The organism is Paracoccus limosus, assembly GCF_009711185.1.
GTDB classification, from domain to species: Bacteria; Pseudomonadota; Alphaproteobacteria; order Rhodobacterales; family Rhodobacteraceae; genus Paracoccus; species Paracoccus limosus.
This window is the reverse complement of record NZ_WMIF01000005.1, coordinates 129,675-155,833: the sequence shown is the minus strand read 5'-3', so window position 1 is coordinate 155,833 and position 26,159 is coordinate 129,675. Positions and strand designations below refer to the sequence as shown.

The 26,159-nt window shown below is 67.9% G+C and carries 22 protein-coding genes; 7 read left to right on the top strand and 15 right to left on the bottom strand.

What is annotated here, in order from left to right; all coding sequences use genetic code 11:
* Positions 1 to 10: 10 nt before the first annotated feature.
* From crcB to GL279_RS05775, 3 genes are all read left to right on the top strand, one after another.
* Positions 11 to 442: a fluoride efflux transporter CrcB gene (gene crcB, locus GL279_RS05785; protein WP_155063660.1), complete on the top strand. Its 432-nt coding sequence runs from the start codon at positions 11 to 13 to the stop codon at positions 440 to 442.
* Between the two features lie 89 nt (positions 443 to 531).
* Positions 532 to 1,038, top strand: a complete 507-nt coding sequence (locus GL279_RS05780) for a cell wall hydrolase (RefSeq protein ID WP_155063659.1) — start codon at positions 532 to 534, stop codon at positions 1,036 to 1,038.
* Positions 1,039 to 1,087: 49 nt separating this feature from the next.
* Positions 1,088 to 2,056: a Fic family protein gene (locus tag GL279_RS05775; RefSeq protein ID WP_155063658.1), complete on the top strand. Its 969-nt coding sequence runs from the start codon at positions 1,088 to 1,090 to the stop codon at positions 2,054 to 2,056.
* Here the strand turns inward: GL279_RS05775 and GL279_RS05770 are convergent.
* Positions 2,053 to 2,232, bottom strand: coding sequence for a hypothetical protein (locus tag GL279_RS05770; protein WP_155063657.1), 180 nt, complete (start codon positions 2,230 to 2,232; stop codon positions 2,053 to 2,055). The two genes, GL279_RS05775 and GL279_RS05770, sit on opposite strands and share 4 nt — an antisense overlap.
* Positions 2,233 to 2,463: 231 nt before the next feature.
* Between GL279_RS05770 and katG the strand changes: the two genes are divergently transcribed.
* Together katG and GL279_RS05760 are read left to right on the top strand one after the other, a co-directional pair.
* Complete coding sequence (gene katG / locus GL279_RS05765) at positions 2,464 to 4,680, top strand: catalase/peroxidase HPI (protein WP_155063656.1); 2,217 nt, start codon at positions 2,464 to 2,466, stop codon at positions 4,678 to 4,680.
* A 142-nt stretch (positions 4,681 to 4,822) separates the two neighbouring features.
* Positions 4,823 to 6,031 (top strand): aminotransferase-like domain-containing protein, encoded by a 1,209-nt coding sequence (locus GL279_RS05760; protein WP_155063655.1) that lies wholly within the window; start codon positions 4,823 to 4,825, stop codon positions 6,029 to 6,031.
* A gap of 4 nt (positions 6,032 to 6,035) precedes the next feature.
* Here the strand turns inward: GL279_RS05760 and GL279_RS05755 are convergent, their stop codons facing one another.
* The 14 genes from GL279_RS05755 to GL279_RS05690 form a co-directional block, all read right to left on the bottom strand.
* Entirely contained in the window at positions 6,036 to 6,998 is a 963-nt protein-coding gene (locus GL279_RS05755) for a Bug family tripartite tricarboxylate transporter substrate binding protein (RefSeq protein WP_155063654.1), read from the bottom strand.
* A 13-nt stretch (positions 6,999 to 7,011) separates the two neighbouring features.
* A complete protein-coding gene (locus GL279_RS05750) occupies positions 7,012 to 8,520 on the bottom strand; it encodes a tripartite tricarboxylate transporter permease (RefSeq protein ID WP_155063653.1) in 1,509 nt (502 codons plus the stop codon).
* A 7-nt stretch (positions 8,521 to 8,527) separates the two neighbouring features.
* Complete coding sequence (locus tag GL279_RS05745) at positions 8,528 to 8,998, bottom strand: tripartite tricarboxylate transporter TctB family protein (RefSeq protein WP_155063652.1); 471 nt, start codon at positions 8,996 to 8,998, stop codon at positions 8,528 to 8,530.
* 55 nt (positions 8,999 to 9,053) lie between these two features.
* Positions 9,054 to 10,028, bottom strand: coding sequence for a tripartite tricarboxylate transporter substrate-binding protein (locus GL279_RS05740; protein ID WP_155063651.1), 975 nt, complete (start codon positions 10,026 to 10,028; stop codon positions 9,054 to 9,056).
* 186 nt (positions 10,029 to 10,214) lie between these two features.
* Entirely contained in the window at positions 10,215 to 11,561 is a 1,347-nt protein-coding gene (locus tag GL279_RS05735) for a sigma-54-dependent transcriptional regulator (RefSeq protein WP_155063650.1), read from the bottom strand.
* Complete coding sequence (locus tag GL279_RS05730) at positions 11,558 to 13,414, bottom strand: sensor histidine kinase (protein WP_155063649.1); 1,857 nt, start codon at positions 13,412 to 13,414, stop codon at positions 11,558 to 11,560. The genes GL279_RS05735 and GL279_RS05730 overlap by 4 nt, the downstream gene beginning before the upstream one ends.
* Before the next feature lie 92 nt (positions 13,415 to 13,506).
* Positions 13,507 to 14,640, bottom strand: a complete 1,134-nt coding sequence (gene lldD / locus GL279_RS05725) for an FMN-dependent L-lactate dehydrogenase LldD (RefSeq protein ID WP_155063648.1) — start codon at positions 14,638 to 14,640, stop codon at positions 13,507 to 13,509.
* Entirely contained in the window at positions 14,637 to 15,464 is an 828-nt protein-coding gene (locus GL279_RS05720; RefSeq protein WP_211371259.1) for an FCD domain-containing protein, read from the bottom strand. The genes lldD and GL279_RS05720 overlap by 4 nt, the downstream gene beginning before the upstream one ends.
* A complete protein-coding gene (gene lldP, locus GL279_RS05715) occupies positions 15,461 to 17,116 on the bottom strand; it encodes an L-lactate permease (RefSeq protein ID WP_155063647.1) in 1,656 nt (551 codons plus the stop codon). The genes GL279_RS05720 and lldP overlap by 4 nt, the downstream gene beginning before the upstream one ends.
* Positions 17,117 to 17,441: 325 nt before the next feature.
* Positions 17,442 to 18,767, bottom strand: a complete 1,326-nt coding sequence (locus tag GL279_RS05710) for an ATP-binding protein (RefSeq protein ID WP_170293928.1) — start codon at positions 18,765 to 18,767, stop codon at positions 17,442 to 17,444.
* The gene (locus GL279_RS05705) at positions 18,764 to 19,480 is read right to left on the bottom strand and encodes a response regulator (protein WP_155063645.1); all 717 of its coding nucleotides are present in this window, start codon (positions 19,478 to 19,480) and stop codon (positions 18,764 to 18,766) included. Before GL279_RS05705 ends, GL279_RS05710 begins: the two co-directional genes overlap by 4 nt.
* Before the next feature lie 95 nt (positions 19,481 to 19,575).
* Complete coding sequence (locus GL279_RS05700) at positions 19,576 to 21,834, bottom strand: FepA family TonB-dependent siderophore receptor (RefSeq protein WP_155063644.1); 2,259 nt, start codon at positions 21,832 to 21,834, stop codon at positions 19,576 to 19,578.
* Between the two features lie 129 nt (positions 21,835 to 21,963).
* The gene (locus GL279_RS05695) at positions 21,964 to 22,605 is read right to left on the bottom strand and encodes an aminotransferase class IV family protein (protein WP_155063643.1); all 642 of its coding nucleotides are present in this window, start codon (positions 22,603 to 22,605) and stop codon (positions 21,964 to 21,966) included.
* The gene (locus GL279_RS05690) at positions 22,548 to 23,690 is read right to left on the bottom strand and encodes an aminodeoxychorismate synthase component I (protein WP_155063642.1); all 1,143 of its coding nucleotides are present in this window, start codon (positions 23,688 to 23,690) and stop codon (positions 22,548 to 22,550) included. The genes GL279_RS05695 and GL279_RS05690 overlap by 58 nt, the downstream gene beginning before the upstream one ends.
* Positions 23,691 to 23,980: 290 nt before the next feature.
* Here GL279_RS05690 and GL279_RS05685 point away from each other — a divergent pair, with 290 nt between their 5' ends.
* Positions 23,981 to 25,108 (top strand): DegT/DnrJ/EryC1/StrS family aminotransferase, encoded by a 1,128-nt coding sequence (locus tag GL279_RS05685; protein ID WP_155063641.1) that lies wholly within the window; start codon positions 23,981 to 23,983, stop codon positions 25,106 to 25,108.
* A complete protein-coding gene (locus GL279_RS05680) occupies positions 25,105 to 26,148 on the top strand; it encodes a glycosyltransferase 61 family protein (RefSeq protein ID WP_155063640.1) in 1,044 nt (347 codons plus the stop codon). The genes GL279_RS05685 and GL279_RS05680 overlap by 4 nt, the downstream gene beginning before the upstream one ends.
* Positions 26,149 to 26,159: the final 11 nt, after the last annotated feature.

Below are 26,159 nucleotides of genomic sequence, written 5' to 3'. Positions count from 1 at the left end.
GGCGCGGGCGATGTCGCTGCTGAATTGCCTGATCGTGATGGCCGGCGGCGCCCTTGGCACGCTGGCGCGCTACCTTTTGTCGGTGCTGGCCCAGCCGGTCAGCCGCGACCTGCCCTGGGGCACGATCCTGATCAATGTCGCAGGCTCGTTCGTCATCGGCTTTTTCGGCACGCTGAGCTTTGCCCAGGGCCGCTATCCGCTGTCCGAGGGGGCGCGGCTGTTCGTCATGGTCGGGATCTGCGGCGGCTTTACCACGTTTTCGTCCTTCAGCCTGCAAACGCTGGAGCTGATGCGTGCCGGCGCCATGCTGCGCGCGGGGCTGAACATCGCGCTGTCGGTGCTGCTGTGTCTGGCGGCCGTGGCCATCGGCCATGCGCTGGCCACGCATCTGAACGGCGGCCGGGCCGAGATCGCCCGCATCTCGACGCTGGATGATGCGTGACGAGCGACAGTTGATGCGGGGGGGCTGCTGCTGCTAATCTGCGTGCCAAGGATGAAAACATCCATTTGGGCAGCAGATCAGGCAGAATCATGGCAATCTGGAATCGCAGGGCACGGCTGGCCGTGTCGTTGGTGGTGGCGCTGGCGGGGCTGGCCGGCTGTTCGGGGCTGCGCCGTCACAGCCCCGAGGAATGTCTGGCCCGCGCCATGTATTTCGAATCGAACCGCTCCAGCCGCGACGGCATGATCGCGGTCGGCAGCGTGGTGATGAACCGGGTCGAATCCGGGCAATATCCGCGCTCGATCTGCGGCGTGGTCGGCCAGCGCGGGCAATTCGCCCCCGGCATCATGACCAAGCGCATGGACGACCGATCCCTGCCGATGGTGCGCGAGGCGGCGCGTTCGGTGATGCGCGGCGAGCGCCATCCGCTGATCGGGCGGGCGATGTTCTTTCACACCGCCGGGCACCGCTTTGGCTATGACAACATGCATTATGTGCTGGTGACGGGCGGCAACGCCTTTTACGAGCGGCGCAAGCGCGAGCTGGTGACCCAGCCGGCGCCGCCCGCGCCGCTTGAGGGCATCACCCGGCGCTGATCGCGATCTGCGGTTGGGGCGGCGCGCCCGGATCGGCTAGGCTGCCGATATGCAGATGATTCCCGACCGTGCCCGCGCCGCCGTCTCGCCCAGCTCCGAGGATTGGCTGGCGGCGCAACAGGCCTGTTCGGGCGCGCTGGCCCGCGCCAGCGCGATGATCGGGCGGCTGGACGCGACGCTGGCGGGGCTGGCCCCCGAGGCGCGCGCGGGTGCGACGCGCCGGCTGGCGCTGATCGAGCTGGAGGCGATGCTGTGGGCGCAAGGCACCCCGGTCCGGCGCGAGGAAATCGGCCGCGAGGCGATGGATGCGCGCGCGGGTTCGGATCTTGAGGCGATGCGGCTGGCGCGCTGGGGGTTGCGGCGCCTTGAGGGGCAGGGGGGCCTGGGCGACCTGCGCGCCTTTCTGGGGCTCTATCGCAGCGAGGTTTCGGGATTGGCCGAGGGGCTGGCGCAGCGCCCGGTGGGCGAGGCTTTTGATGCCGGCGCGGCCGAATATCTGGCCACGGCCGGCATGCTTGCGGGCATCGAGCCCGCGGCGCGCGCCCCCGCGCTGCGCGCGGCATGGCGCATCGCGGAACTCTCGGCCCCGGAATGTCTGGTCGAGCCGGGCTGCTGGAGCGCGCGCGACATGGCGGCGGGCTGCGAGGCGCTGGTCTTTGTGCCTTTGGGTCGGCATGGGCGCGCGGTCTGGATCGACGGCGGCCCGGCTGTGACGCGGATGCAGCGCCAGCTGGAGGCCGTGGCCATGGGCGCCGAAGAGGCGCGGCGCGAGATCCTGCGCGTGCTGGACTGGGCCGAGCGCGCCCGCCGCGCCACAGCCGCGATCAAGGGCGACAACCCCGCCCGCGTCATCGCCGCGCTGGCCGCGCAACCGCTGCTGGGCGCGGCCATGGTCGAGGCGGAAACCGGCATCAGCCGCGACACCGCCGAGCGCCTGCTGGCGCGGCTGCAGGCCATGGGCCTGATCCGCGAGGTCACCGGCGCGCGGCGCTTTCGGTTGTGGACCGCCGGCGGTTAGCGGTTGCGCAGCCAGAACAGCGCATAGACGAGGTAAAGCCCTGCCGCGATGAAGCCCGCTGCCAACAGGTAAGAGCCGGTCGAGATTTCGACCAGCGACCAGGCAAAGGGCGCAATGGTGCACAGCAGGCGCACCCACAGGGCATTGAAGAACGGGTGTTTGGGATCGACGAGCATGACCCCTCATAGCCGCTTGCGGCGCATGGTGGAACCCGGATCCGGGCGGGCCCGGAGATCCCGCCGGGCGGGCTGCGCGACGGGTCGCCGCGCGATCATAATTCCAGATTATCGCCTCCATCACAAATATCAAATTTTAATGATGATTCTGCGGGGCTAACACTTGTCTGGCACAGCAAGTCGCCACCCGCGCTTCGGCGCCCGTGGTGCCAACCAGCCAAGGAGAAGGCCATGGACGGCGATAATCCCAAGACGGGCGGCTGCCCGGTGATGCACGGAGGCAATCCCAATGTGCGCCACAAGGCGCGGAGCATCCGCGAATGGTGGCCGAACCAGTTGAACCTGAAGATCCTGCACCAGAACAACGACCTGCCGAACCCGCTGGGGCGCGGCTTTGACTATGCCGAGGCCTTCCGCAAGCTCGACCTCGACGCGGTCAAGGCAGACCTGCGCGCGCTGATGACCGACAGCCAGGATTGGTGGCCGGCCGATTGGGGCAATTACGGCCCGCTGTTCATCCGCATGGCCTGGCACAGCGCCGGCACCTATCGCACCGCCGACGGGCGTGGTGGCGCGCGGGCCGGGGCGCAACGTTTTGCGCCGCTGAACTCGTGGCCGGACAACGTCAATCTGGACAAGGCCCGGCGCCTGCTTTGGCCGATCAAGCAGAAATACGGCAACAACCTCAGCTGGGCCGATCTGCTGATCCTGACCGGCAACGTCGCGCTGGAATCGATGGGTTTCAAGACCTTCGGCTTTGGCGGCGGGCGTCCCGATGTCTGGGAGCCGCTGGAGGATATCTACTGGGGCTCGGAAACCGAATGGCTGGCCGCCAGCAACAATCCCAACAGCCGCTATTCCGGCGACCGCGAGCTGGAAAGCCCGCTGGCTGCCGTGCAGATGGGGCTGATCTACGTGAACCCCGAAGGTCCGGACGGCAAGCCCGACCCGCAGGCCGCCGCGCGCGACATTCGCGACACTTTCGCCCGCATGGCGATGAATGACGAAGAAACCGTGGCGCTGATCGCCGGCGGCCACACCTTTGGCAAGACGCATGGCGCGGGCGATGCCAGCCATGTCGGCGCCGACCCAGAAGGCTCGGCCATCGAGTTGCAGGGTCTGGGCTGGGTCAACGGTCATGGCACCGGCATTGGCGGCGATGCCATCGGTTCGGGGCTGGAAGTGGTCTGGACCCAGACGCCCACGCAATGGGGCATGGGCTTTTTCCGCAACCTCTTCGAATTCGAATGGGAGCTGACCAAATCCCCCGCCGGCGCCTGGCAATGGAAGCCGGTGGGCGATGCCGGCGCGGGCAGTGTGCCCGACGCGCATGATCCCGCCAAACGCATTGCGCCCGGCATGCTGACCACCGACCTGTCGCTGCGTTTTGATCCGATCTATGAGCCGATTTCGCGTCGCTTCTACGAAAACCCCGACCAGTTCGCCGATGCCTTTGCCCGCGCGTGGTTCAAGCTGACCCACCGCGACATGGGACCGAAGGTGCTGTATCTGGGCCCGGAGGTTCCGGCCGAGGATCTGCTGTGGCAAGACCCGATCCCGGCGCCGCAGCAGCCGCTGATCGACACAGCCGACGTGGCCGACCTCAAGGCGCAGGTGCTGGCATCGGGGCTCAGCGCGCCGGAACTGGTGGCAACGGCCTGGGCCTCGGCCTCGACCTTCCGTGGCTCGGATTATCGCGGCGGCGCCAATGGCGCGCGCATCCGCCTTGCGCCGCAAAAGGACTGGGAGGCGAACCAGCCCGAGCAACTGGCCCGCGTGCTGTCGGTGCTGGAGGGCATCAAGGCCGGCTTTGACGCCAAGGGTGCGAAAAAGGTCTCGCTGGCAGATCTGATCGTGCTGGCGGGCGATGCGGCGGTCGAGGCGGCGGCCAAGGCGGCAGGCCATGATCTGGCGCTGCCCTTCCACCCCGGTCGTGGCGACGCCACGCAAGAGCAGACCGATGTGGAAAGCTTTGACTGGATGGAGCCCAAGGCCGACGGCTTCCGCAACTATCAGCGCCAGCAATTCAACGTCCCGGCTGAAGAGCTGCTGATCGACCGCGCGCAGCTTCTGACGCTGACCGCGCCGGAAATGACCGTGCTGATCGGCGGGCTGCGGGCGCTGGATGCGAACTGGGGCCATACCGCGCATGGCGTTCTGACCGACCGGCCCGGCGTCTTGACGAACGACTTCTTCGTCAACCTGCTCAGCATGGATACGGTCTGGAAGGCGCAATCCGACGACCAGATCGTCTTTGACGGCACCGACCGGACCAGCGGCGCGCCGAAATGGACCGCGACGCGGGTGGATCTGGGGTTCGGCTCGAACTCGCAACTGCGGGCGATTGCCGAGGTCTATGCCCAGAACGACGCTTCCCAGAAGTTCGTGCGCGACTTTGCCGCCGCATGGTCCAAGGTGATGAACGCCGACCGCTTCGACCTGCGCTAAGGGCGGGGCGGCATCGGGGGCGTGGGCTTGCGGGTCGGCGCCCCCATTCATGTCCGGCATTCGTCGGGCGGGCGCATGACGGGGATTGTCAATCCCGCCGGTTGGGCGCAAGGGGGCGCCACAGCCAGATGGGGGACGCGCAATGGATTGGAGCCAGGTTTTCGCGACGCGGATGGGTCGGATGAAGGCATCCGAAATCCGCGAGCTGCTCAAGCTGCTGGATCAGCCCGACATCATCTCTTTTGCCGGCGGCATTCCCGATCCGGCGCTGTTTCCTGCCGATGCCTTTGCCCGCGCCTTTGCCGATGCCATGCGTCCCGGCGAGGCGGGGGTGGCGCTGCAATATTCCGTCTCGGAAGGCTACAAGCCGCTGCGCGAATGGATCGCGGCGCGGATGGCGGGTCTGGGCGTGCCCTGCGGCGTCGACAATATCCTGATCACCTCGGGCTCGCAGCAGGCGCTGGATTATCTGGGCAAGCTGATGCTGAGCCCGGGCGATACGGCGCTGGTGACCTCGCCGACCTATCTGGGCGCGCTTGGCGCTTTCAACGCCTATGAGCCGCGCTATGCCCGGCTGGACCCGATGCGCAATGCCGAACCTGCGGCGCTGGCCGCCGAGGCGGCGGACGCCGGCAGTGCCATCAAGTTTGCCTACCTTTCCGCCGATTTCGCCAACCCGACCGGCGAGACGCTGAGCCGTGCTGGACGCGAGGCGCTGCTGGACCGCGCCGCGGCCCTGGACATCGCGGTGATCGAGGACGCCGCCTATCAGGAGCTGCGCTATGACGGCACCCCGGTGCCGCCGATTCTGGCGCTGGATGTGGCGCGCAGCGGGGGCATCGAAAACACCCGCACCATCTATTGCGGCAGCTTTTCCAAGACCTTGGCGCCGGGGCTGCGCGTCGGCTGGGTCTGCGCCGCGCGCGAGGTGATCGGCCGGCTCGTGCTGATGAAACAGGCCGCCGATCTGCATTCGGCGACGCTGAACCAGATCGCGACCAATCACGTCGCCCGCGCCGAATTCGACGCCCATGTCGCGCGCATCAAGGCGGTCTATGCCGGGCGGCGCGACCGCATGCTGGCGGCGCTGTCGCGCGAGATGCCCGCCGGTGTCGAATTCACCCGGCCCGAGGGCGGCATGTTCGTCTGGCTGACGCTGGACCCTGCGATCGACGCGGCCGAGCTGCTGGCGCGCGCCGTGCGCGACGAACGCGTGGCCTTTGTCCCCGGCGGGGCGTTCTTTGCCGATGGCTCGGGGCGCAACACGCTGCGGCTGAGCTTTTCCTGCGCGAGCGACGCCCAGATCGACGAGGGCATCGCCCGTCTGGGCCGGCTGTTGCGCCAGAGCTGACGGCTTAGTCCAGACTGACGTTGGCCTCGCGCACGACAGGTTCCCATTTCGCCATCTCGGCGGCGACATGGGCGCCCAGTTCCTCGGGCGTCGAGGCGACGATGCTGGCCGAGAAATCCTTCATCCGCGCGACCACCGCCGGATCGGCCATGGCGGCGACGGCAGCCTTGTTCAGCGCCGCGATCACCTCGGGCGGTGTGCCCGCAGGGGCAAACAGCGCGTTCCAGCTGTAGGTCTCATATCCCGGCAGGGTCTCGGCGATGGCGGGCACGTCCGGGAATCTGGGCGCGCGCTCCTTGGTCGTGACCCCGAGCGCCCTGAGCTTGCCCGAGGCGATATGCCCCGAGGCCGAGGGCAGGTTGTCAAAGATGATCGGCACCTGATTGCCCAGCACATCGGTCAGCGCGGGGCCCGAGCCCTTGTAGGGGATGTGGGTGATCTCGGTTCCGGCCATCGAGTTGAACAGCGCCCCCGACAGGTGCAGCGGCGTGCCATTGCCCGACGAGGCATAGGCCAGAGGTTCCTTTTTCGCCAGATCGATCAGCTCTTGCACGGTGTTGACCGGCAGCTGCGGGTTCACCGCCAGCACGTTCGGCACCAGAACCAGCAGCGACACCGGCGCGAAATCGGCGACCGGGTCATAGGGTTTCTGTTTCAGGATCAGCGGGTTCAGTGCGTGTGTCGCGACTGTGCCCATCAGGATCGTATAGCCGTCCGGGTCGGCCTTGGCGACCTGCTGCGCGCCCAGACTGCCGCCGGCGCCGCCGACGTTCTGCACGACGATCTGCTGGCCAAGCGCCGCGCCCATCTTGTCGGCGACGATGCGGCCCACGACATCGGTCGAGCCGCCGGCGGCAAAGGGGATGACCAGCGTCACCGGGCGGTCGGGAAAGGCGGCGGCGGTGCCGGCCAGCCCCAGCGCGAGGGCCGCGCCCAGCAGCAGGCGGCGGGTCAGGGTGGTTGTCATGGTGTTCTCCATTTCACGCATCGCTTTCGGTAAAGACTTCGTCGCGGCGCTTGCGGATCTGCGGCAGGAACACCAGCACCAGCACGGCCAGCGCCATCACCAGAATCACAAGGCTGATCGGACGGGTCAGGAAGGTCGAAGGATCGCCGCGCGACAGGATCATGGCCCGGCGCAGGTTTTCTTCCAGCAGCGGGCCAAGGACAAAGCCCAGCAGCAGCGGCGCCGGCTCGCAGCGCAGCTTGGACATCAGGTAGCCAAGCAGGCCGAAGAAGGCGACGGCATAAAGGTCGAAGGTGTTCGAGGCGACCGAGTAGACCCCGATCGAGCACATCGCCATGATGATCGGGAACAGCACGTAGTAAGGCACGCTCAGCAGTTTCACCCATAGCCCGATCAGCGGCAGGTTCAGCACCACCAGCATCAGGTTGCCGATCCACATGCTGGCGATGATGCCCCAGAAGAGTTGCGGCTGTTCGCTGACCACGTTCGGCCCCGGCACGATGCCCTGAATGATCATCGCGCCGATCATCAGCGCCATCACCGGGTTGGCCGGGATGCCCAGCGTCAGCAGCGGGATGAAACTGGTCTGCGCGCCGGCATTATTGGCCGATTCCGGTCCGGCGACCCCGGCCAGCGCGCCCTTGCCGAATTCCTCGGGGTGCTTCGAGATCTTCTTTTCCACGGTATAGCTCGCGAAGCTGGCAAGGATCGCGCCCCCGCCCGGCAGGATGCCGAGGACCGAGCCGATGCCGGTGCCGCGCAGGACCGGGCCGATCATCTCGCGGAATTCCTCGCGCGTCGGGAACAGGCGGTTGATGTTCTTGGTCATCACCTCGCGGTCGGATTCGTCTTCCAGATTGCGCAGGATCTCGGCGATGCCAAAGACGCCGACGGCGAGCGCCACGAAATTCAGCCCGTCGGCATATTCGGTGATGCCCATCGTGAAGCGCGGCGTGCCGGTATAGATATCCGTGCCGACGATGCCCAGCAAAAGCCCCAGCACCACCATGGCCAGCGCCTTCAGCACCGAGCCATGCGCCAGCGCCACCGACATCACCAGACCCAGCACCATCAGGCTGAAATATTCGGCCGCGCCGAATTTCAGCGCCACGGCGGTCAAGGGCGGCGCGAACAGCGCCACAAGGAAGGTCGAGACGGTGCCGGCAAAGAACGACCCCAGCGCCGCGACCGACAGCGCCGTGCCGGCCTTGCCTTTGCGCGCCATCTGGTAGCCGTCGATGGCCGTCACCGCGGACGAGCTTTCCCCCGGCATGTTGATCAGGATCGCGGTGGTCGAGCCGCCATATTGCGCGCCGTAATAGATGCCCGCCAGCATGATCAGCGAGCTGACCGGCTCCAGCTGGAAGGTGATCGGCATGAGCATGGCGATGGTCGCGGTGGCGCCGATGCCGGGCAGCACGCCGATCAGCGTGCCCAGAATGACGCCGATCAGGCAGAACAGCAGGTTCGCCAGCGAAGAGGCGACCGAAAATCCCATGGCGAGGTTGTTCAGAAGATCCATCTTGTCCTCACATCCCCAGCCATGGCCCGAAGCGGCGGAAGGGCAGGCCCAGCCCGTAGCTGAAGATCAGCGTCGACAGGATCGTGACCGCCACCGCCAGCCCCAGCGCCGGCAGGGGCCGCATCCGCACCGAGGCCTGCGCCGCGATCAGCGTGGTGACGAACAGCGCCGGCACGAAGCCCAGCCCGCGCACCGTCAGGCCAAAGAACACCGGCGCCGGCAGGATGAACAGGATGCCGCGCCAGGCGATGCGGCCAAAGGGCTCGTCCTCGCGGCCCAGCGATTTCAGCGCCACCAGCGCGCCAAGGATGAACAGCAGCCCCGACAGCAGCATCGGAAAATAGCCCGGCCCCATGCGCAGCGAGCTGCCGATCTCCAGCTCTCGGGTCTGCCAGCCAAAGAAGGCCGCCGCCGCCATCAGCAAAAGGCCGGCGGCAAGATCGGTGGTGTCGCGGGGTTTCGTGGGTCTTGTGGACATGGGGGTTCCCCTTGCTCGGGTGGCCCCGCCGGGGTGCGGCGGGGCGGGTCAGGGATCAGTCGGCATAGACGCCGGCGGATTCGATCACCGGCTGCCAGCGCGCGATTTCGGCGCCGAGCTTGGCCTTCAGCGCGGCGGGGGTGGCGTTTTCGGCGGGCTCGGGCGCGGTGCCCAGATCGGCCATGGCCTTGGTCACGCCCGGATCGGCCAGCGCCTTTTGCAGCGATTGCGACAGGCGTTCGTTGATTTCGGGCGCGGTGCCGGCGGGGGTGTAGATGCCGTGCCAGATACCCACTTGCAGCGCGGGCAAGCCGTCCTCGGTCGCGGTGGGCAGGTCGGGGAACAGCGGCAGGCGTTCGGCGGTGGTGGTGGCATAGGCCTTGATCGTGCCGCCCTTGATCTGCTGGGTGGTGTTGGTGGTCTGGTCGCACATGATGTCGGTCTGCCCGCCCAGCAGATCGGTCATCGCCGGGCCCGTGCCCTTGTAGGGCACCGTCACCAGTTGCGCCTGAAGCGCCTGCATCAGGAGCATCCCGCACAGATGGCTGGCCGAGCCGATGCCGGCATTGGCCAGCGTCAGCTTGTCGGCGTTTTCCTTGACATAGGCGGTAAAGCCCTTGAAGTCCGCCGGCTCGAAATCCTTGCGCGCGACCACGACCATCGGCACCTCGGTCACCAGCCCGACATAGTCGAAGGCCGTCAGCGGGTCATAGGCCAGCTTGCGATACAGCGTGGCCGAGGTCGCCATGCCGATATGCTGCAAAAGCAGGGTATAGCCGTCGGGCGCGGCCTTGGCGACCTGACCCGCGCCCAGTGTGCCGCCGGCGCCGCCGACGTTTTCGACCACGATCTGCTGGCCCAGATCGCCCGACATGCGTTCGGCGACCAGCCGCGCCACGGTATCGGTCGGCCCGCCCGCCGAGAAGGGCACCACCATGGTGATCTGGCGGGTCGGATAATCCTGTGCCGAGGCCGCGCCGGCAAGGGTCAGTGCCACCGCAAGCGCGGCGGCCAGCTTTGGATGGGCCATTCTTTCCTCCCATGGCAGTTGGGCCGCGCTCCCCCGCGGCGGCCAACAGCCTGCGCGCGGCCGGGCGTGTCACAAATGCGAAACCGGGCCATGGCGCGGGATTTCCACGCCGGTTGGGGTGGAAATGGGTGGAAAGGGTGACAGCTGGCCCCGGGCATGGGTGGATTTCCACCCATTCCGCCCGGATCAGGGCTGTTCATCCTCGGCGGGATCGGCCAGCAGGCGGCGGTCGAGCCCGTATTTCTGCATCTTTTCGTAAAGCGTCTTGCGCGAGATGCCCAAGGATTCATAGACGGCGCGCAGCCGGCCGCCATGGGCTGCGATGGCGCCGGCGATCAGCCCGCGTTCGAATACGGCGACCTGATCGGCCAGTCGCGCGCCGCTGGCGGCGACGATCTCGCCGGTGTCGAGGCCCAGCACGAAACGCTCGGCCAGATTGCGCAGCTGGCGCACATTGCCGGGCCAGTCGCGCGCCGCCAGCCCCGACAACAGCGCCGGCGGCAGCGCGCGTTCGGCGGTCTTGTGCCGGGCGGCGGATTCGCGGACCAGTTGCAGAAACAGCAGCGGAATATCCTCGCGCCGGGCCGAAAGCGGCGGCACATGCAGCACGGCCACGTTCAGCCGCCAATACAGATCCTCGCGGAACTGGCCGCTGGCGACCAGATCGGCTAGCCCGGTCTTGCTGGTGGCGATAAAGCGCAGGTCCAGCGCCACCGGATCGTTCGAGCCCAGCCGCGTGATCACCCGTTCCTGCAGCACACGCAGAAGTTTCGCCTGCAGTTCCAGCGGCATCGAGCCGATCTCGTCCAGCAGCACCACGCCGCCGCGGGCGTGTTCAAACTTGCCATAGCGCGGCCGCAGCGCGCCGGGGAATGCGCCGGCCTCATGGCCGAACAGCTCGGATTCAATCAGCGCCTGCGGCAGCGCCGCGCAGTTGATGGCGATGAAGGGCCGGCCCAGCCGGGGCGACATGTCATGCAGCGCCCGCGCCACCACCTCTTTGCCGACGCCGGTCGGGCCGATCACCAGCGCATCGGCATCCGAGGCGGCGATGGCGCGCAGCCGGTGGCGCAGGTCGATCATCACCGGGGTGCGGCCGGGCAGGCGGGCCTCGATGTCGTCGCGCTTGCCGGCCACGGCGCGCAGCCGGCGGTTTTCCAGCACCAGCGCGCGATGGTCGATGGCGCGGCGGATCACCGTCGCCAGCTCCTGCACCACAAAGGGTTTCTCGATGAAATCATAGGCGCCGCCCCGGATCGCCTCGACCGCCAGCGGCACCTCGGCATGGCCGGTGACAAGGATCACCGGCAGTTCGGGATCGACCTCGTGCAGCCGGCCCAGCAGCGTCATCCCGTCCATGCCCGGCATGCGGATGTCGCTGACCACCGCGCCGGCAAAGCCGGGCCCGGCCAGCGCCAGCGCCTCCTCGCCCGAGGCCAATGCCTCGACGGCAAAGCCTGCCAGTTCCAGCGCCTGCGCGGTCGAGCCGCGCATCTGGGCGTCGTCCTCGATCAGCAGCACGCGCGGGGTCATGGCGCGGCCTCGGGCGGGCAGGCGGGCAAGCTGACGCGAAAGCAGGCGCCGGGGCGGGCATCGGTCAGGCTGATCTGGCCGCCGAGATCGCGCAGGATATTGGCGGTGATCGACAGGCCAAGGCCCAGACCGGCGCCGATGCCCTTGGTGGTGAAGAACGGATCGAAAATGCGCGCAGCGATGGCCTGTGGCACGCCGGGGCCGTGGTCGCGCACGGTGATCGTCACCCGGCCGTCGCCGGCGCGCGCGGCCAGTTCGATGCGGCGGTCCGCGCTGCCCTCGACGGCATCGGCGGCATTGCTGATCAGGTTGACCAGCACCTGTTGCAGCCGGGTCGGGCCGGCGCAAAGCGGCGGCAGGTCGGCGGGGATGTCCAGTTCCAGCGTGGCGCCGCTGGCGGCCAGCCGCTGGGCGACGATGGTGCGGGTTTCGCGCAGCAGCGGTGCCAGCGCCACCGCGCCGGTGCCATCGCCGGGCTGGCGCGCGGCCTGACGCAGATGCTTGCCGATGGCGGGCATGCGGTCGACCAGCGCAAGGATCTCGGCGATGTTTTCGCGGGCGCGGGGATAGTCGCCGCGCTCGATCAGGATGGCGGCGCTGTCGGCATAGTTGCGCGCCGCCGCCAGCGGCTGGTTGATCTCATGGCTGAGCGAGGCCGACATCTGCCCCAGCGCCGCCAGCTTGCCGACCTGCACCAGACTGGCCTGCGCGGCGCGCAGCTCGGCCTCGGTGGCGCGGCGCTCGGCGATCTCTTGTTGCAGGCGCTGGTTCACGCGGGCCAGATCGGCGGTGCGGGCGATGACGCGGTGCTCCAGCTCGGCTGTGGCGGCCAGCCTTTCGGCGATGCGGGCGCGGCGCTGGCGCAGCATCAGCGCGCCCGAAAGCCCCGCCGCCAGCAACAGAACCATGCTGGCCAGCATCAGCCGCGCCTGCGCCATGGCCTCGGCGCTGTCCAGCAGCACATGCACCCGCCAGCCGGCCCCGGGCATGGCTTGGGTGGCGGCAATGAAATCGCGCGTGCCGCCGCCCGCATGGGGCAGGCGCAGCAATTCTACCCCGGCCCGGTGCAGCGCCGCCTGTGGAAATTCGGTCAGCGCCGTGTCGGCATAGCGGCGCGCGGCCTGCGTCCGCGCCAGCCGCACCGGTGTCAGCGGGTTCAGGCTGTGATACAGCCAGCCCGGATCCGAGGCCAGAAACACGGTGCCGTCGGGATCGGTGACCATGACCTGATAGTCGCCGCCGCGCCATGCCTCCTCGATCCGGTCGACGCCGATCTTGACCGCGACCACGGCGGCAATGCCGCCCGCCGCATCGCGCACCGGCGCCGAAAAGAAATAGCCACGCACGCCCGAGGTGGTGCCGACGCCATAGAACCGCGCCGGATGGCCGCGCATGGCGTCGATGAAATAGGGCCGATAGGCGAAATTCTGGCCGAGGAAACTGACCGCCGTGCCGAAATTCGAGGCGGCGATGGTCAGCCCGTCGGGCCGCATCAGATAGATGTTCGAGCTTTGCAGCGCCGCATTCTGGGCCGCCAGCCACTGGTTGGTGGCCCGGCGCAACGCCGGATCACCGGGAGCGGCGGCCAGTTGCCGGATCAGGTCCAGATCGCCGATCAGCTGCGGCAGCATTTCATAGCGCGCCAGATCGGCCTGCAGCGCATTGACCGTCAGCCGCAGCGCGGTTTCGGCGCGCAGATGCCCCTGACCCAAGGCGCGCTGCTGGGCCAGACGGTTGCCCGCCGCCAACAGCAGCACCACCAGCCCGGCGAGGGCCGCCAGCATCAGCACGCGGCGCAGCGGCGCGCGGGCGGGGCCAGAGGCGGGGGCGGGACCAGAGGCGTCGATCTCCATGGCACCGCAGCCTGCCAGCAACGGCGCATCAGTGCAATCTTGTGCAATGCCCGGCCGGCGGGTTCCCTGCGGCCCCGCCGGCCGGGGCAGCTTCAGATGACCAGCGAGCTGCGGTCGATCTCGGCGATGGATTTGACGCCGGTCAGCGCCATGGCCACGCGCATCTCCTTGGCCACGAGGTCCAGCATGTTCTGCACCCCGGCCTCGCCCGCCGCCGCCAGCGCATAGATGAAGGCGCGTCCCATCATCGCGCAATCGGCGCCAAGGGCCAGCAGCCTGACCACATCCAGCCCCGAGCGCACGCCGCTGTCGGCAAGGATGGTCAGATCGCCCTTGACGGCATCGGCAATCGCCGGCAGCGCCCGGGTCGAGCTGAGCACGCCGTCGAGCTGCCGGCCACCGTGGTTCGACACCACGATGCCATCGGCGCCAAAGCGCACGGCGTCGCGGGCGTCATCGACATCAAGGATGCCCTTGATGACCATCGGCCCCTTCCAGAAATCGCGGATCCATTCCAGATCGCGCCAGCTGATCGAGGGGTCAAAGTTTGCGCCCAGCCAGCCGATGTAATCCTCAAGCTTGGTCGTCTTGCCGCGATAGGCCGAGATATTGCCCAGATCATGCGGCTTGCCCTTGATGCCCACGTCCCATGCCCATTGCGGATGGGTCGCGGCCTGAAAGATCTGGCGGAACTTGGCATTCGGGCCCGACATGCCGGAATGGGCGTCGCGGTAGCGTGCGCCGGGCACCGGCATGTCCACGGTAAAGACCAGCGTGTTGATCCCTGCCGCCTGCGCGCGTTCCAGCGCGTCCTTCATGAAGCCGCGGTCCTTGAGCACGTAAAGCTGGAACCAGATCGGCGCCGACGAGGCGGCCTGCACCTCGGCGATCGGGCAGACCGAAACCGTCGACAGCGTAAAGGGGATGCCGCGCGAGGCGGCGGCGCGGGCGGCCTGCACCTCGCCGCGCCGGGCATACATCCCGGTCAGCCCCACCGGCGACAGCGCCACCGGCATCGCCATTTTCCGGCCCAGCACCTCGGTTTCCAGGCTCAGCGCGGCCACGTCGCGCAGGATGCGCTGGCGCAGCGCGATCTGCGACAGGTCGGCGGTGTTGCGGCCCAGCGTGTATTCGGCATAGGCGCCACCGTCGAGATAGTGGAACAGAAACGGCGGCACCTTGCGCCGCGCGGCCTCGCGATAGTCGGAAATCGACGAAATGATCATCTGTTCAGCTCCGGTTCGTCAGGGGAAATGCCGGCGGCGCGCAGGGCATTGACGCGGGCCTTGCGCGCAAGATCGTCGTCGATCTGCCGGATGGTGGTTTCGACAAAGGTCAGATGCGTGTCCGAGGCGCGGCGCGCCTCGGCGGCATCGCCGGCCAGGATGGCGTGATACAGCCGGTCGTGCTGCTGGGACACCGCCTCGAAGTCGCGCGGCAGCAGATAGAGCTTTTCCAGGCTTTCCGAGATGCTGGCCTGCAACAGGCCGAACAGGCTGGACATGACCTGGTAGAGGATCGCGTTATGCGATGCCTCGGCGATGGCAAGGTGAAAGGCCGCATCCAGCCGCGCCTCGTCCATCGGCGGCGTGGTGCCGCCATGGGCTTCGCGCATGCGCTCATAGGCGATGCGCAGGCGGGCCAGATCCTCGGCATCGGCGCGCGTGGCGGCGGCCTGCGCGGCGGCGCCTTCCAGCGCGTGGCGGATCTCCATCACGTCATGGCCATAGCCGACATGTTCGGTGACCAGCGGCGCCAGGGGTGCGGCGATGGTGCGCTGCGCCCAGTCGCCCGGCCGCGTCTGGCCGGCGACCAGCCCGGTCTTGCGCACCTCGACCACGCCGCGCGTGGCCAGACGCGTGATCGCCTCGCGCAGACTGGTGCGCGAGACGCCGAGCTGTTCGGACAGCGCCCGCTCCGAGGGCAGGCGCTGGCCCGGCCGCAGATCGCGGCGCCGGATCAGCGCCTCGATCTCGGCCGCGACGCGGTCGGCGACCGGCTTGCGGCTGGGCGACGCCCGGGTGGGGCTGCGGCCGGCCAGCGTGGTCACGGGATCATCCAGGGCAGGACATAGGCCTGCAGCGTGGTGATCACCCCCACCAGCGCCGCCAGCGCCAGCGAGTGCTTGACGGTAAAGCGGAACAGATCCGATTCCCGTCCGACCAGACCCACCGCCGCGCAGGCGATGGCGATGGATTGCGGCGAGATCATCTTGCCGGTGACGCCGCCGGTGGTGTTGACCGCGACCAGCAGCACGTCAGGCACGCCGATCTGATGCGCCGTCGTCGCCTGCAGCGCCGAGAAGAGCGCGTTCGACGAGGTGTCCGAGCCGGTCACGAAGACCCCGAGCCAGCCCAGGAAGGGCGAGAAGAAGGTGAAGGCATGGCCGGTATGGGCCAGCGCCAGCGCCAGCGTCGCCGACAGCCCCGAGTAGTTGGCAAGGAAGGCAAAGGCCAGCACGGTGCCGATGGAATAGATCGGGATCAGCAGGCCCTTGACCGTTTCGGCAAAGACGCCGACCGCCTTGGCGGGTTTCATGCCCAAAAGCAGGATGGTCGCGATGGCGGCAAACAGGATCGAGGTGCCGGTGGCCGAGAACCAGTCGAACTTGTAGAGCGCGGCAAAGGGCGTCGGCTCGGCCACGATCGGCGGCGTTTTCTGCACCAGATTGTCCAGATAGGGCACGTGCAGTTTCAGCACCCAGCTTTCCAGCGCGCCGCCGGCGGCGAACAGGTTCTTGAAGGGCATCAGGCTCCAGATCGTGACAAAGATCGTCAGGATCACGAAGGGCGACCATGCGCGGGCGATCTGGCCCTTGGTGTAATGCGTGGCCGTTTCGACGGGGGCAGCGACGGGGGTGCCCGGCTCGGGGTCAAAGCGGAAGATGCGCTTGGGTTTCCAGACCCGCAGGAACAGCGGCAGCGCGATCAGCGCGGCGATGGCTGCGGTCACGTCGGGCAGTTCCGGGCCGATGAAATTGGCGGTCAGGAATTGCACGATGGCAAAAGAGCCGCCACAGACCAGAATCGCGGGCCAAGTTTCGCGCACGCCGCGCCAGCCGTCCATGATCATGATCAGCCAGAAGGGCACCAGCACCGACAGCAGCGGCAATTGCCGGCCGGCCATCTGGCCGATGTGGAACGGGTCGATCCCGGTGACCTGACCGGCGACGATGATCGGAATGCCCATGGCGCCAAAGGCTACCGGCGCGGTATTGGCGATCAGGCACAGGCCGGCGGCGTAAAGCGGGCGAAAGCCCAGACCCACCAGCAGCGCCGCGGTGATCGCCACCGGCGCGCCAAAGCCCGCCGCCCCTTCAAGGAAGGCGCCAAAGCAGAAGCCGACGAGCAGGAGTTGCAGCCGCTGGTCCTCGGTGATGCCCAGGATCGAGCGGCGGATGATCTCGAACTGGCCGGTCGCGACCGAGATCTTGTAAAGAAACACCGCGCCGATGATGATCCATGCGATCGGCCAGAGCCCGTAGAAGAACCCGTAGACCGAGGCGGCCAGCGCCGCCGAAACCGGCATGCCATAGACGAGGATGGCGATGAGCAGGGTCAGCAGCACGGTAATCGTGGCCGCCTGATAGCCCTTGAGGCGCAAGCGCGTCAGGGCAAGGAAAAAGAACAGGATCGGCACTGCGGCGATCAGGCTGGATAGCCAGATATTCCCCAGCGGTGTGTAATTCTGAGCCCAGACCATCGATTCCTCCCGAGGTTTGGTATGACCATAAATGCGTTCTTCTGCGTGGCATATCCTTGTGATTCCGGCATCCGTCAAATGAATTTGGACGAAATGCCGCATATTGTGGTCAGACCAAGATGCGCAGGCGGGCGAATTCAGGCCGCAAGGCATGGAAAAGATTGGCGGAACGGCGGAAATGGCGCGATGCCTCTGGCACAAAGGTCGCAAGTGACGCAACGGAATATCGGGCGTCCGGCGCCGGTTCTGCGTCGTCGAATCCCCGGAACGCGGTTGATTCGGCGTGGCCTGCACCGATGGTCAGACCAGAGGTCGAATATGCCGGTCAGGGCACGCGCGGCAGGCGCAGTTCGACGCACAGCCCGCCCTCGGGCCGGTTGCGCAGGCGCAGGCTGCCGCCATGCGCGCGCAGGATGTCGCGCGCGATGAACAGGCCCAGCCCGGCGCCGCCGGTCGCGGCGGACCGGCTGGCCTCGCCCCGCACGAAAGGCTCGGTCATGCGGGCCAGCAGGGGTTCGGGGATGCCGGGGCCGTCATCCTCGACCGTGATCAGGATGTCGCTGGCCCCCGCTTGCAGGTGCAGCCGGGGCGGGCCGGCATAGCGCAGGGCGTTGTCCACCAGATTGCCAAGCGCGCGGCGCAGCGCAACGGGCGGCACCCGTGCCATCACCGGGCCCTGCGCGACATGGGCCAGCCCGCGATCCCGGCACAGCTGGCCGATCAGCGCGTCCAGATCGGTCGGCTGCGGCGGCTCGGGTTCGGCGCTGGCGCTGGCGCTGTCCAGCAGGCCCTGCGCCATGGCGGCCATGTCGTCCAGCATGCGGATCATGTCGCCGCGCTGGCTGTCATCGTCCAGCAACTCGGCGCGCAGGCGCAGCCCGGTGATCGGCGTGCGCAGGTCATGGCCGACGGCGGCCAGCATGCGCAGGCGCTCGGCCTCGAACCCGGCGATGCGGCGCTGCATGTCGTTGAAGGCGGCGGCGGCGTCGCGCAGCTCGCTGGCACCGCATTCGGTGACCCGGGCGCTGCGGTCGCCGCGCCCTGCTGCCCGCGCCGCCTCGGCCAGCGCGCGCAGGGGCTGGGTCATGCGCCGCACAAAGACCAGCCCGACCAGCAGCGTGCCGATCAGCGAAGCCAGCAGCGGCACGAAGAACCCCGCCTTCCAGACCCAGGCGCGCGGCTGCGGCAGCGGATAGGACAGCGCATTCAGCCATTGCCCGGCCAGCCCGCCGCGCTGCAACTGGACCGAGACCATCAGCAGCGGCTCGCGCGCCTCGCCCGGCAGCGGGCCGGGGCCTTCGCGCAGCTCGACCGGATGCGTGCCCATCTCCAGCGCCAGACGCGCTTCGAGTGCGGGTAGGCGCTGGCTGCCGGGCAGGTCCAGCGGCGTGGGTCCCACCGAAAAGCGGGTAAAGCCGGTGCTGCTGTAGCCGGGCAGCATCAGGCCGGTCGCGCGGTCGGCGGCCTCCAGCGCGGTGATCAGCGCCTGCAGGCGCGGCCGGTCGCCCTCCAGCCGGATGGCGCGGTCAAAGGTGCTGCCCTCGCGCGCCAGCAGCAGCGCGGCGATCAGATTGACGGCCAGCAGCGCGACCACCAGCAGCGCCGAAAACCGCCCGGCAAGGCCCTGTGGCAGCAGGCGGGTCAGGGTCATGGCGCCTCGACCTCGGCCACCAGCCGGTAGCCGCCGCCCCATTCGGTGACGATCAGGCGCGGCGCGCGCGGATCAGGCTCGATCTTGCGGCGCAGGCGGCTGATGATGTTGTCCACGGTGCGGTCATAGGCGCGGGCCTCGCGCCCGGCGTGCAGTTCCAAAAGCCGCGCCCGGCTCAGCACCTGACCCGGCGCGTCCAGAAACAGGCCCAGCATCCGGCTTTCGCCCGAGGTCAGCGCCACTTCCTGCCCCAAGGACAGGATCAGCCGCTGCCCGCCCGGATCGTGGATCATCCCGGCAAAGCGGCGCGGCCCGGTCGCGGGTGGGGCCATGGCGGGCGGGGCACGGCGCAGCACGGCGCGGATGCGGGCCAGCAATTCGCGCGGGTCAAAGGGTTTGATCACGTAATCGTCGGCGCCCAGCTCCAGCCCCGCCACGCGGTCGTCATGGCCGGTGCGGGCGGTCAGCAGGATCACCGGCAGCCGGCGCTCGCCGGCCAGCGCCCGGCACAGGCTCAGCCCGTCCTCGCCCGGCATCATCACGTCGATGATCGCCAGATGCACCGGCTCGCGCATCAGCAACGCGCGCGCCTCGGCGGCATCGGCGGCCAGACGGGTGCGATAGCCATGCCGGCGCAGGAACTGGCCCAGCGGTTCGCGGATGTCGCGGGCGTCATCGACGATCAGGATGCGCGGCTCGAAATTGTCGGACATGGCATCGCCTTGGGCTGAAAGGGGGGAACGGGTCGGGGCGGCGGCGCCGTGCAGCACCGCCGCCCGCAGGGTCGGCCAAGTGGACCGTGCCCGGCCTAGAATGTCGAGGTCAGCGACAGGTAGAAGGCCCGTCCCGGCTCGTTGAACGTATTGGCGCCCGAACTGGAATCGGTGCGCAGCACGGTCTTGTCAAAGAGGTTGGTGACCCCCGCCGACATCTGCACGCGATCGTTCATCTGCCAGCTCGTGCCAAGGTTGACCAGCGTATAGGGATCGCGGGTATTGGTTTCATCGAATTCGGCATTGGTGATCGAGCTGGCGGTCGCCGCCTTGATCTTGCCATAGCGCGTGGCCGACAGCGTCACCGTCAGATCCGGCGTCGCATACCAGTCAAGCGCGGCATTCAGCGTGTATTCCGGCACCAAGCTCAGCGGCTGGCCGTCGTCCTTTTCGGATTTGATCATCTTGGTGAAATTGGCGTTGAAGCCAAAGCGCTCGCCCAGCTCGGTCGAGAAATTGCCCTCCAGCCCCGAGATCACCGCCTTGCCCTGATTTTCCCAGCGGAACAGCCGGCCGTTCTCGATGTCGTCGTTATACTGCACGAAGCCCGAGCCGATGCGGTTGTCGTAATCGTTGTGGAAATAGGTCAGGCTGGCCTCGATGCCGTTCTGACCGGCATAGGCCACGCCGATTTCCTTGTTCACGCTGCGCTCGGGTTCCAGATCGGGGTTGCCCAGCACATAGCAGGGGCCAGACAGCTGCACGCCACCCACCCAGGGGCAACCGTTGCCGCGCGTGTTGTAGACATAATTCGGGTTCAGCTGGAACAGGTTCGGCACCTTGAAGGCGCGGGCGATGCCGACCTTCATCGTCCAGGCGTCGTCGAACCGATAGGTGGCATTCAGGCTGGGCGACCAGTTCGAGCCGAAATTGTCGTTATGGTCATAGCGTAGGCCCGGCGTCAGGGTCAGGCTGTCGTTCCATTCGATATTGGCCTCGGCATAAAGGCCGATGGTGTTCTGATGCGTCTTGGGATCGCGGTTTTCCGGGTCGGGATCGGTGCCACCGCCCCAGCCCGGCGGCAGGCTGTTGGTGATGCTGAAGGGGTCGTCCATGAACTCGCCGCGATATTCCGCGCCAAAGGTCACGCGGCTGTCCTTGCCGGCCAATTGCAGCGGCAGGATCCATTCCGACTTGGCCGAGACCGTGTCGAGCACGATCGTGTCATAGCGGAAGGCGTCGTTTTCGCCGTCGCCGTCGCTGTCGATGCAGGGAATATAGTTGTCCTCGACCCGGCCCGCCGTCCCCGAGCACAGCCGGGTGTTATGGGTGTTTTCCCATTGGATGTAGCTGTTGGATTCGCCAAAACCGTATTCGCCGCGATGGGTCAGCGCATAGGTGCGGCGATACATGCGGCTGGTCTCGCTGCCGACCAGATCGACCGAGGCATCGTCGATGGCGCCGCTGCGGGTGTCGCCGGCATATTGGTTGCCCTGCCGCGAGACGCTGGCCTCGAAATCCAGCACATGGCCGGGCGCGACGGCCCAGCTGAGCAGCACACCCAGATCCTTGGAGATGACGCCCTCGTTGCCGGCCAGCGGCGGCGTCCAGACCTGATCTTCGGGATCCCAGAGCGGCGGGTTCAGGTCGGCGGCGTCGCCCTCGGTGTCGCTGTAATTGCCCATGACGCGAAAGGTCAGGTTCTCGGCTGCCGGGCCGCCCAGCATGAAGCCGGCGCGGTTGGTCGCGCCCTCCTTGCTGTTTTCGGGCCGGTTCATGTGCATCGACACTTGCCCGCCAAAGGTGTCGGGGCGCTTGGTGATGATATTGACCACGCCGCCCGAGGCGCCCGAGCCATAGCGCGCCGCCGCCGGGCCGCGCAGCACCTCGACCCGTTCGATCATCGAGGGCGGCACCCAGCCGGAATCCCCGCGCGAGTCGCGTTCGCCGCCCCGGCTCATCTTGACGGCATTGCGCGACATGACCGGCTTGCCGTCGATCAGGATCAGGGTGTTTTCCGGGCCCATGCCGCGAATGTCGATCTGGCGCTGGTTGCCGCGCTGGCCGGTCGCGGTCGAGCCGGTCAGGTTGACGCCCGGCATCTTGCGCACGATTTCCGAGATGTCGTTGCGCACTGGCTGCTTGTCCAGATCCTCGGCCGTCACGGTCGAGGCGCCAAGCGCCTGCTTGGCCTGCTGTTCGGCCGTCAGCACCACCGTGTCCAGCACGACGGTTCCGGCGGGGGTTTCGGGGATCGGGGCGTCTTGCGCGAATGTCGCCCCGGCAAGGGCCGGCAGCGACAGGACAAGACAAAGTGCGGTGCCCGTGGCCGGGCGCGGGAAAGGCGTCGCCATCGCATGATCCTGTGACAATGATCGGGGATTGGCTGGCGACGAACGCGGGCTTGCCCGCTTCAAGCATTTGTCGGCCCCGGCATCAATCCGCTGCGGGCGGTTATTTTGTCGCGAAATGTCGCAAGCGGCTCAGGCCATGCGGGCCGCGATCAGCCCGCGCAGCGAATTGCCGGCCCAAAGCCGGGCGCGCGGCAGGTCGTGAACGTATAGCACCGCCTCGTGGCAGCGGCCCTCGGCCAGCAGGGTTTCGCGCAGGATACCGGGCAAAAGTCCGCAGCATAGCGGCGGCGTCATCAGCCCTTGGCCAAGGTCGAAGAACAGGTTGCTGATCGTGCCCTCGCAGATTTCGCCATGCTGGTTTTGAAAGATGCGCTCGTCGATGCCGGCGGGCAGGGCGGCGCGGGCGGCGTCGTAAAGCGCCCGGCGGTTGGTCTTGAGCCGCAGCCAGGGGTCGTCTGCATTCAGGGCCGTGGGCGCCAGATCCAGCCGCCAGACCGGCGGCACCGGCGCAAGCGCCCCGTGGCTGACCGCGATCCGGCCGCCCGCATCCAGCGTCAGCCGCATCCGCGCGGGGCCCGGCGGGCAGGCGGCGCGCAGCGCCTCGGCCGCGCCCTCGGGCCGGGGCCAGCCCAGCCGCGCGGCCGAACGGTCCAACCGCGCCAGATGCCGGTCTAGCCGGATCAGCTCGTGCCCGTCCCAGCCCAGCGTCTCGATCAGTTCAAGCCCGGGTGCAGATCCGCAAAGCGTGCCTTCCACAGCGCCTCCTCCCATTCGCCCTCGGCGGTAGAGTCGATCACCACGCCGCCGCCCACGTTCATCAGGATTTCGCCATCCGGGAACAGCCGCAAGGTGCGGATGGCGACGTTGAAGGCGGCGCGGCCGTCCGGGGCCATCCAGCCGATGGCACCGCAATAGGCGCCGCGCGGATGCGGCTCCAGCTCGGCGATGATCTGCATGGCGCGGATCTTGGGCGCGCCGGTGACCGAGCCGCAGGGAAACAGCGCCCGCATCAGATCGTCAAAGCGCGCCGGCCGCTCCAGCTGGCCCACCACGCGCGAGATCATCTGATGCACGGTGCTGAGGCTGTCGACGCGGAACAGTTCCGGCACCTTGACCGAGCCGGGCCGGCTAAGCCGCGCGATGTCATTGCGCAGCAGATCGACGATCATCAGGTTTTCGGCCCGGGTCTTTTCGCTGTCGTGCAGCTCTTGGGCCAGGGCGCGGTCGCGCGCCGGATCGGGGTCGCGCGGCGCTGTGCCCTTCATCGGGCGGGTTTCGATGCGGCCATCGGCATCCAGCCGAAAGAACAGCTCGGGCGAGCGTGACAGCACCACCGGCCCAAGCCCCGGATCGGCAAAGGCGCCATGCCCGACCGGCTGGCGCGCGGCCAGCGCCCCGTAAAGCCCTGCCGCCGTCCCCGACAGCAGCCGGCTTTGCATCGGGAATGTCAGGTTCACCTGATAGCAATCGCCCTGCGCGATGTAATCGGCCAGCCGCGCGAATGCCGCCATGTAATCGGCCTTGGTGATCATGGGCACGGGCGGGGCCAGCGCCGCCGCCCCGGCCTCGGCAGCGCATTGACGCAAAAAGGCATCCCCCGGGTGGGGCGCGTCATAGATCCCGAAGACCAGCAGCGGCGTGCGCGCGTCATGGCGGATCAGCGGGCGCAGCCGCGGTTCCAGCGCCATGCCGGCCTCATAGCCGATCCAGCCCGCGACCCAGGCGCCGGCGGCGCGCGCCGCCTCGATCTCGGTCAGGGCGGGGGCGACGGCCTCGGGCGTCCATGCCGCCACCAGCCGCTGCGGGGCGGTGAACAGCGCGGCCGATCCCTCGGGCCCGTCTTCCACAAGGATCATCGCCGATTGCCCTTTCATTGCCGGGATGGGGCGCTGATGCACCAGTGCGCCCCGGCCTGTCCAGCCATGCGCGCGACGCCGCCGCCGCAGGACTGCGGCAGGGCCCCGCAGCGCCTGCCGCGCCGCAATGTGAGAAATGTCACCATTATCGCGCAACGGTAGAGTTTTTCAGCGGGAACATGCGCGGAATCTGCCCTTTTGTGCCGCTTTTGCTGAAAGCGGGTGACGGCGCCGGGAATGTCGCTAATCTATGGGAATTAGGTGCAAGGCACCGGTTAACGAGTTCCGAAATGACTGATTCTCCGGCCGTCGATTCCCCGATCTACGTCACCCGTCCGATTCTGCCGCCCCTTGCCGAGGTCATGCCCTATCTGGAGCAGATCTGGTCAAGCCGCATCCTGTCGAACGGCGGCCCCATGCTGAAACGCTTCGAGGCCGAGCTGGCCGCATGGATGGGGGTGGAACACCTGTCGATCCAATGCAATGCCTCGATCAGTCTGGTCGTGGCATTGCGTCATTACGGCATCACCGGCGAGGTCATCACCTCGCCGTTTTCCTTTGTCGCGACCAGCCATGCCATCCGCTGGGCCGGGGCCGAGCCGGTCTTTGCCGATATTCAGGCAGGCAGCATGGGACTTGACCCGGCGGCGGTCGAGGCGCGGATCACGCCGCGCACGCAGGCCATCATGGCGGTGCATTGCTATGGCATCCCCTGCGACACCGAAGGGCTGGCCGATGTCGCCCGCCGCCACGGGCTGCGGCTGATCTATGACGCGGCCCATGCCTTTGGCGTGCGCGTGGACGGCAAGCCTCTGGTGGCCGAGGGCGATCTGTCGGTGCTGAGCTTTCACGCCACCAAGGTCTTCAACAGCTTCGAGGGCGGCGCCATCGTCGCGCCGGATCTGGAAACAAAGCTGGCGCTGGACCGAATGGGCAATTACGGCATCGTCGATGAGCTGACGGTGACCGAGACCGGGCTGAACGCCAAGATCAGCGAGCTGCATGCCGCCATGGGGCTGGCGCTGTTGCCGCATATGGATGATGCGCTGGCCGCGCGCGCGGCGGTCGCCGCCCGCTACCGCGAGGGGCTTGCCGGGGTGGCGGGGCTGGATTGCCTGTGCCCGGCGCGGGACGGGCACAATTCCTATGCCTTCCCGATCCGGGTCGGGGCCGACTATCCGCTGGACCGCGACGGGCTTTACGACCGGCTGCGACAGGATCAGATCTTTGCCCGGCGCTATTTCTATCCGCTGATCTCGGACATGCCGATGTATCGCGATCTGGCCTCGGCGGCGCCGCAGGATCTGCCGGTGGCGCGCGATGTGGCCGACCATATCCTGTGCCTGCCGATCTATCCCGATCTGGACCCCGCCGATCAGGCGCGGATCATCGGGATCATCCAAAGGCCGGTCGCATGAACCGGGCCAGCCTGCTGCGCCTGGCGCATCGGGCGCTGCGTCTGGGCCCGGCCGATCTGGAGCGTCATGCCACCGCGCGCCGGGTACTGTGCCCGGCGGTGCCCTATCGCGCGCAGCCCGCGCTTTATCCGGCCGGCGCGCTGGAACGGATCACCGCGCTGTCGCCCTGGCGTGACCGCGACACCGAATGGGCGCTGATCGAGGGTCGCGGCGGCGAACATGCCGCGACCGAGGCGCTGGAGATTCCCGATGTGGTGCTGGCCACCGGCTGGCTTTACCGCAAGGGGGCGCGGGCGCGTGTCGGTCTGGGCGACTCGCGCCCCGGCCAGCGCCTGCCGCCGCGCCGCGAGCTGCCCGACGCGCATCTGGTGGCGACATGGACCGGCGCCGATTTCTTCGGCAATTTCATGCAGGACAGTCTGGCGCTGGAGATGCTGCCCCCCGAGGGCGCGCCGCGCATCGGCGCCCCGGTCAAGCCCTATCAGCATGCGCCGGGCTATCGCGCGCTGCTGGACCTGCCGCAACCCGAGATGCCCCAGCATGTGCTGATCCGGCGGCTGACGCTGTATCGCGACTTTGCCCAGAATGCGCTGAAGGTCGAACGCTATCGCCGGCTGCGGGCGCGGCTGCGCGCGGCGCTGGGTCCGGGCCAGCCACCGGCGGGGATCTTTCTGCGCCGGGGCGGCACCGGATCAGAGCGCCTTTTGACCAATGAGGCCGCGCTGACCGCCTATCTGGCCGGGCTGGGCTTTGACATTCTGGACCCCGAGGCGCTGACCCCGGCCGAGATCGCGCGCCGCGCACTGGATGCGCCGGTCGTGGTCGCGGTCGAGGGCAGCCATCTGGGCCATGCCATCTATACGCTGGCCGAGGCCGGCGCCTTTCTGGTGATCCAACCGCCGGACCGCTTTGCCATGCCCTACAAGGAATTTGCCGACTGCATGGAGATGCGCTTTGGCTTTGTTCTTGGCCGGGCCGAGCCGGGCGGGTTCGCCGTCGATCTTGACGACATCGCGCAGATGCTGGACCGGCTGCTTTAGGAGAGCGGCGA

Bases quoted from the DNA above. Each gene is read 5' to 3' on its own strand.
- GL279_RS05755 (WP_155063654.1), bottom strand. From the start codon at position 6,998: ATGACAACCACCCTGACCCGCCGCCTGCTGCTGGGCGCGGCCCTCGCG.
- GL279_RS05700 (WP_155063644.1), bottom strand. From the start codon at position 21,834: ATGGCGACGCCTTTCCCGCGCCCGGCCACGGGCACCGCACTTTGTCTT.
- GL279_RS05730 (WP_155063649.1), bottom strand. From the start codon at position 13,414: ATGGAGATCGACGCCTCTGGTCCCGCCCCCGCCTCTGGCCCCGCCCGC.
- GL279_RS05775 (WP_155063658.1), top strand. From the start codon at position 1,088: ATGCAGATGATTCCCGACCGTGCCCGCGCCGCCGTCTCGCCCAGCTCC.
- GL279_RS05695 (WP_155063643.1), bottom strand. From the start codon at position 22,605: ATGGGAGGAGGCGCTGTGGAAGGCACGCTTTGCGGATCTGCACCCGGG.
- GL279_RS05745 (WP_155063652.1), bottom strand. From the start codon at position 8,998: ATGTCCACAAGACCCACGAAACCCCGCGACACCACCGATCTTGCCGCC.
- GL279_RS05770 (WP_155063657.1), bottom strand. From the start codon at position 2,232: ATGCTCGTCGATCCCAAACACCCGTTCTTCAATGCCCTGTGGGTGCGC.
- katG (WP_155063656.1), top strand. From the start codon at position 2,464: ATGGACGGCGATAATCCCAAGACGGGCGGCTGCCCGGTGATGCACGGA.
- GL279_RS05705 (WP_155063645.1), bottom strand. From the start codon at position 19,480: ATGTCCGACAATTTCGAGCCGCGCATCCTGATCGTCGATGACGCCCGC.
- GL279_RS05760 (WP_155063655.1), top strand. From the start codon at position 4,823: ATGGATTGGAGCCAGGTTTTCGCGACGCGGATGGGTCGGATGAAGGCA.
- GL279_RS05680 (WP_155063640.1), top strand. From the start codon at position 25,105: ATGAACCGGGCCAGCCTGCTGCGCCTGGCGCATCGGGCGCTGCGTCTG.
- GL279_RS05685 (WP_155063641.1), top strand. From the start codon at position 23,981: ATGACTGATTCTCCGGCCGTCGATTCCCCGATCTACGTCACCCGTCCG.
- GL279_RS05710 (WP_170293928.1), bottom strand. From the start codon at position 18,767: ATGACCCTGACCCGCCTGCTGCCACAGGGCCTTGCCGGGCGGTTTTCG.
- lldP (WP_155063647.1), bottom strand. From the start codon at position 17,116: ATGGTCTGGGCTCAGAATTACACACCGCTGGGGAATATCTGGCTATCC.
- GL279_RS05740 (WP_155063651.1), bottom strand. From the start codon at position 10,028: ATGGCCCATCCAAAGCTGGCCGCCGCGCTTGCGGTGGCACTGACCCTT.
- GL279_RS05750 (WP_155063653.1), bottom strand. From the start codon at position 8,520: ATGGATCTTCTGAACAACCTCGCCATGGGATTTTCGGTCGCCTCTTCG.
- GL279_RS05735 (WP_155063650.1), bottom strand. From the start codon at position 11,561: ATGACCCCGCGCGTGCTGCTGATCGAGGACGACGCCCAGATGCGCGGC.
- GL279_RS05780 (WP_155063659.1), top strand. From the start codon at position 532: ATGGCAATCTGGAATCGCAGGGCACGGCTGGCCGTGTCGTTGGTGGTG.
- crcB (WP_155063660.1), top strand. From the start codon at position 11: ATGTCGCTGCTGAATTGCCTGATCGTGATGGCCGGCGGCGCCCTTGGC.
- lldD (WP_155063648.1), bottom strand. From the start codon at position 14,640: ATGATCATTTCGTCGATTTCCGACTATCGCGAGGCCGCGCGGCGCAAG.
- GL279_RS05690 (WP_155063642.1), bottom strand. From the start codon at position 23,690: ATGATCCTTGTGGAAGACGGGCCCGAGGGATCGGCCGCGCTGTTCACC.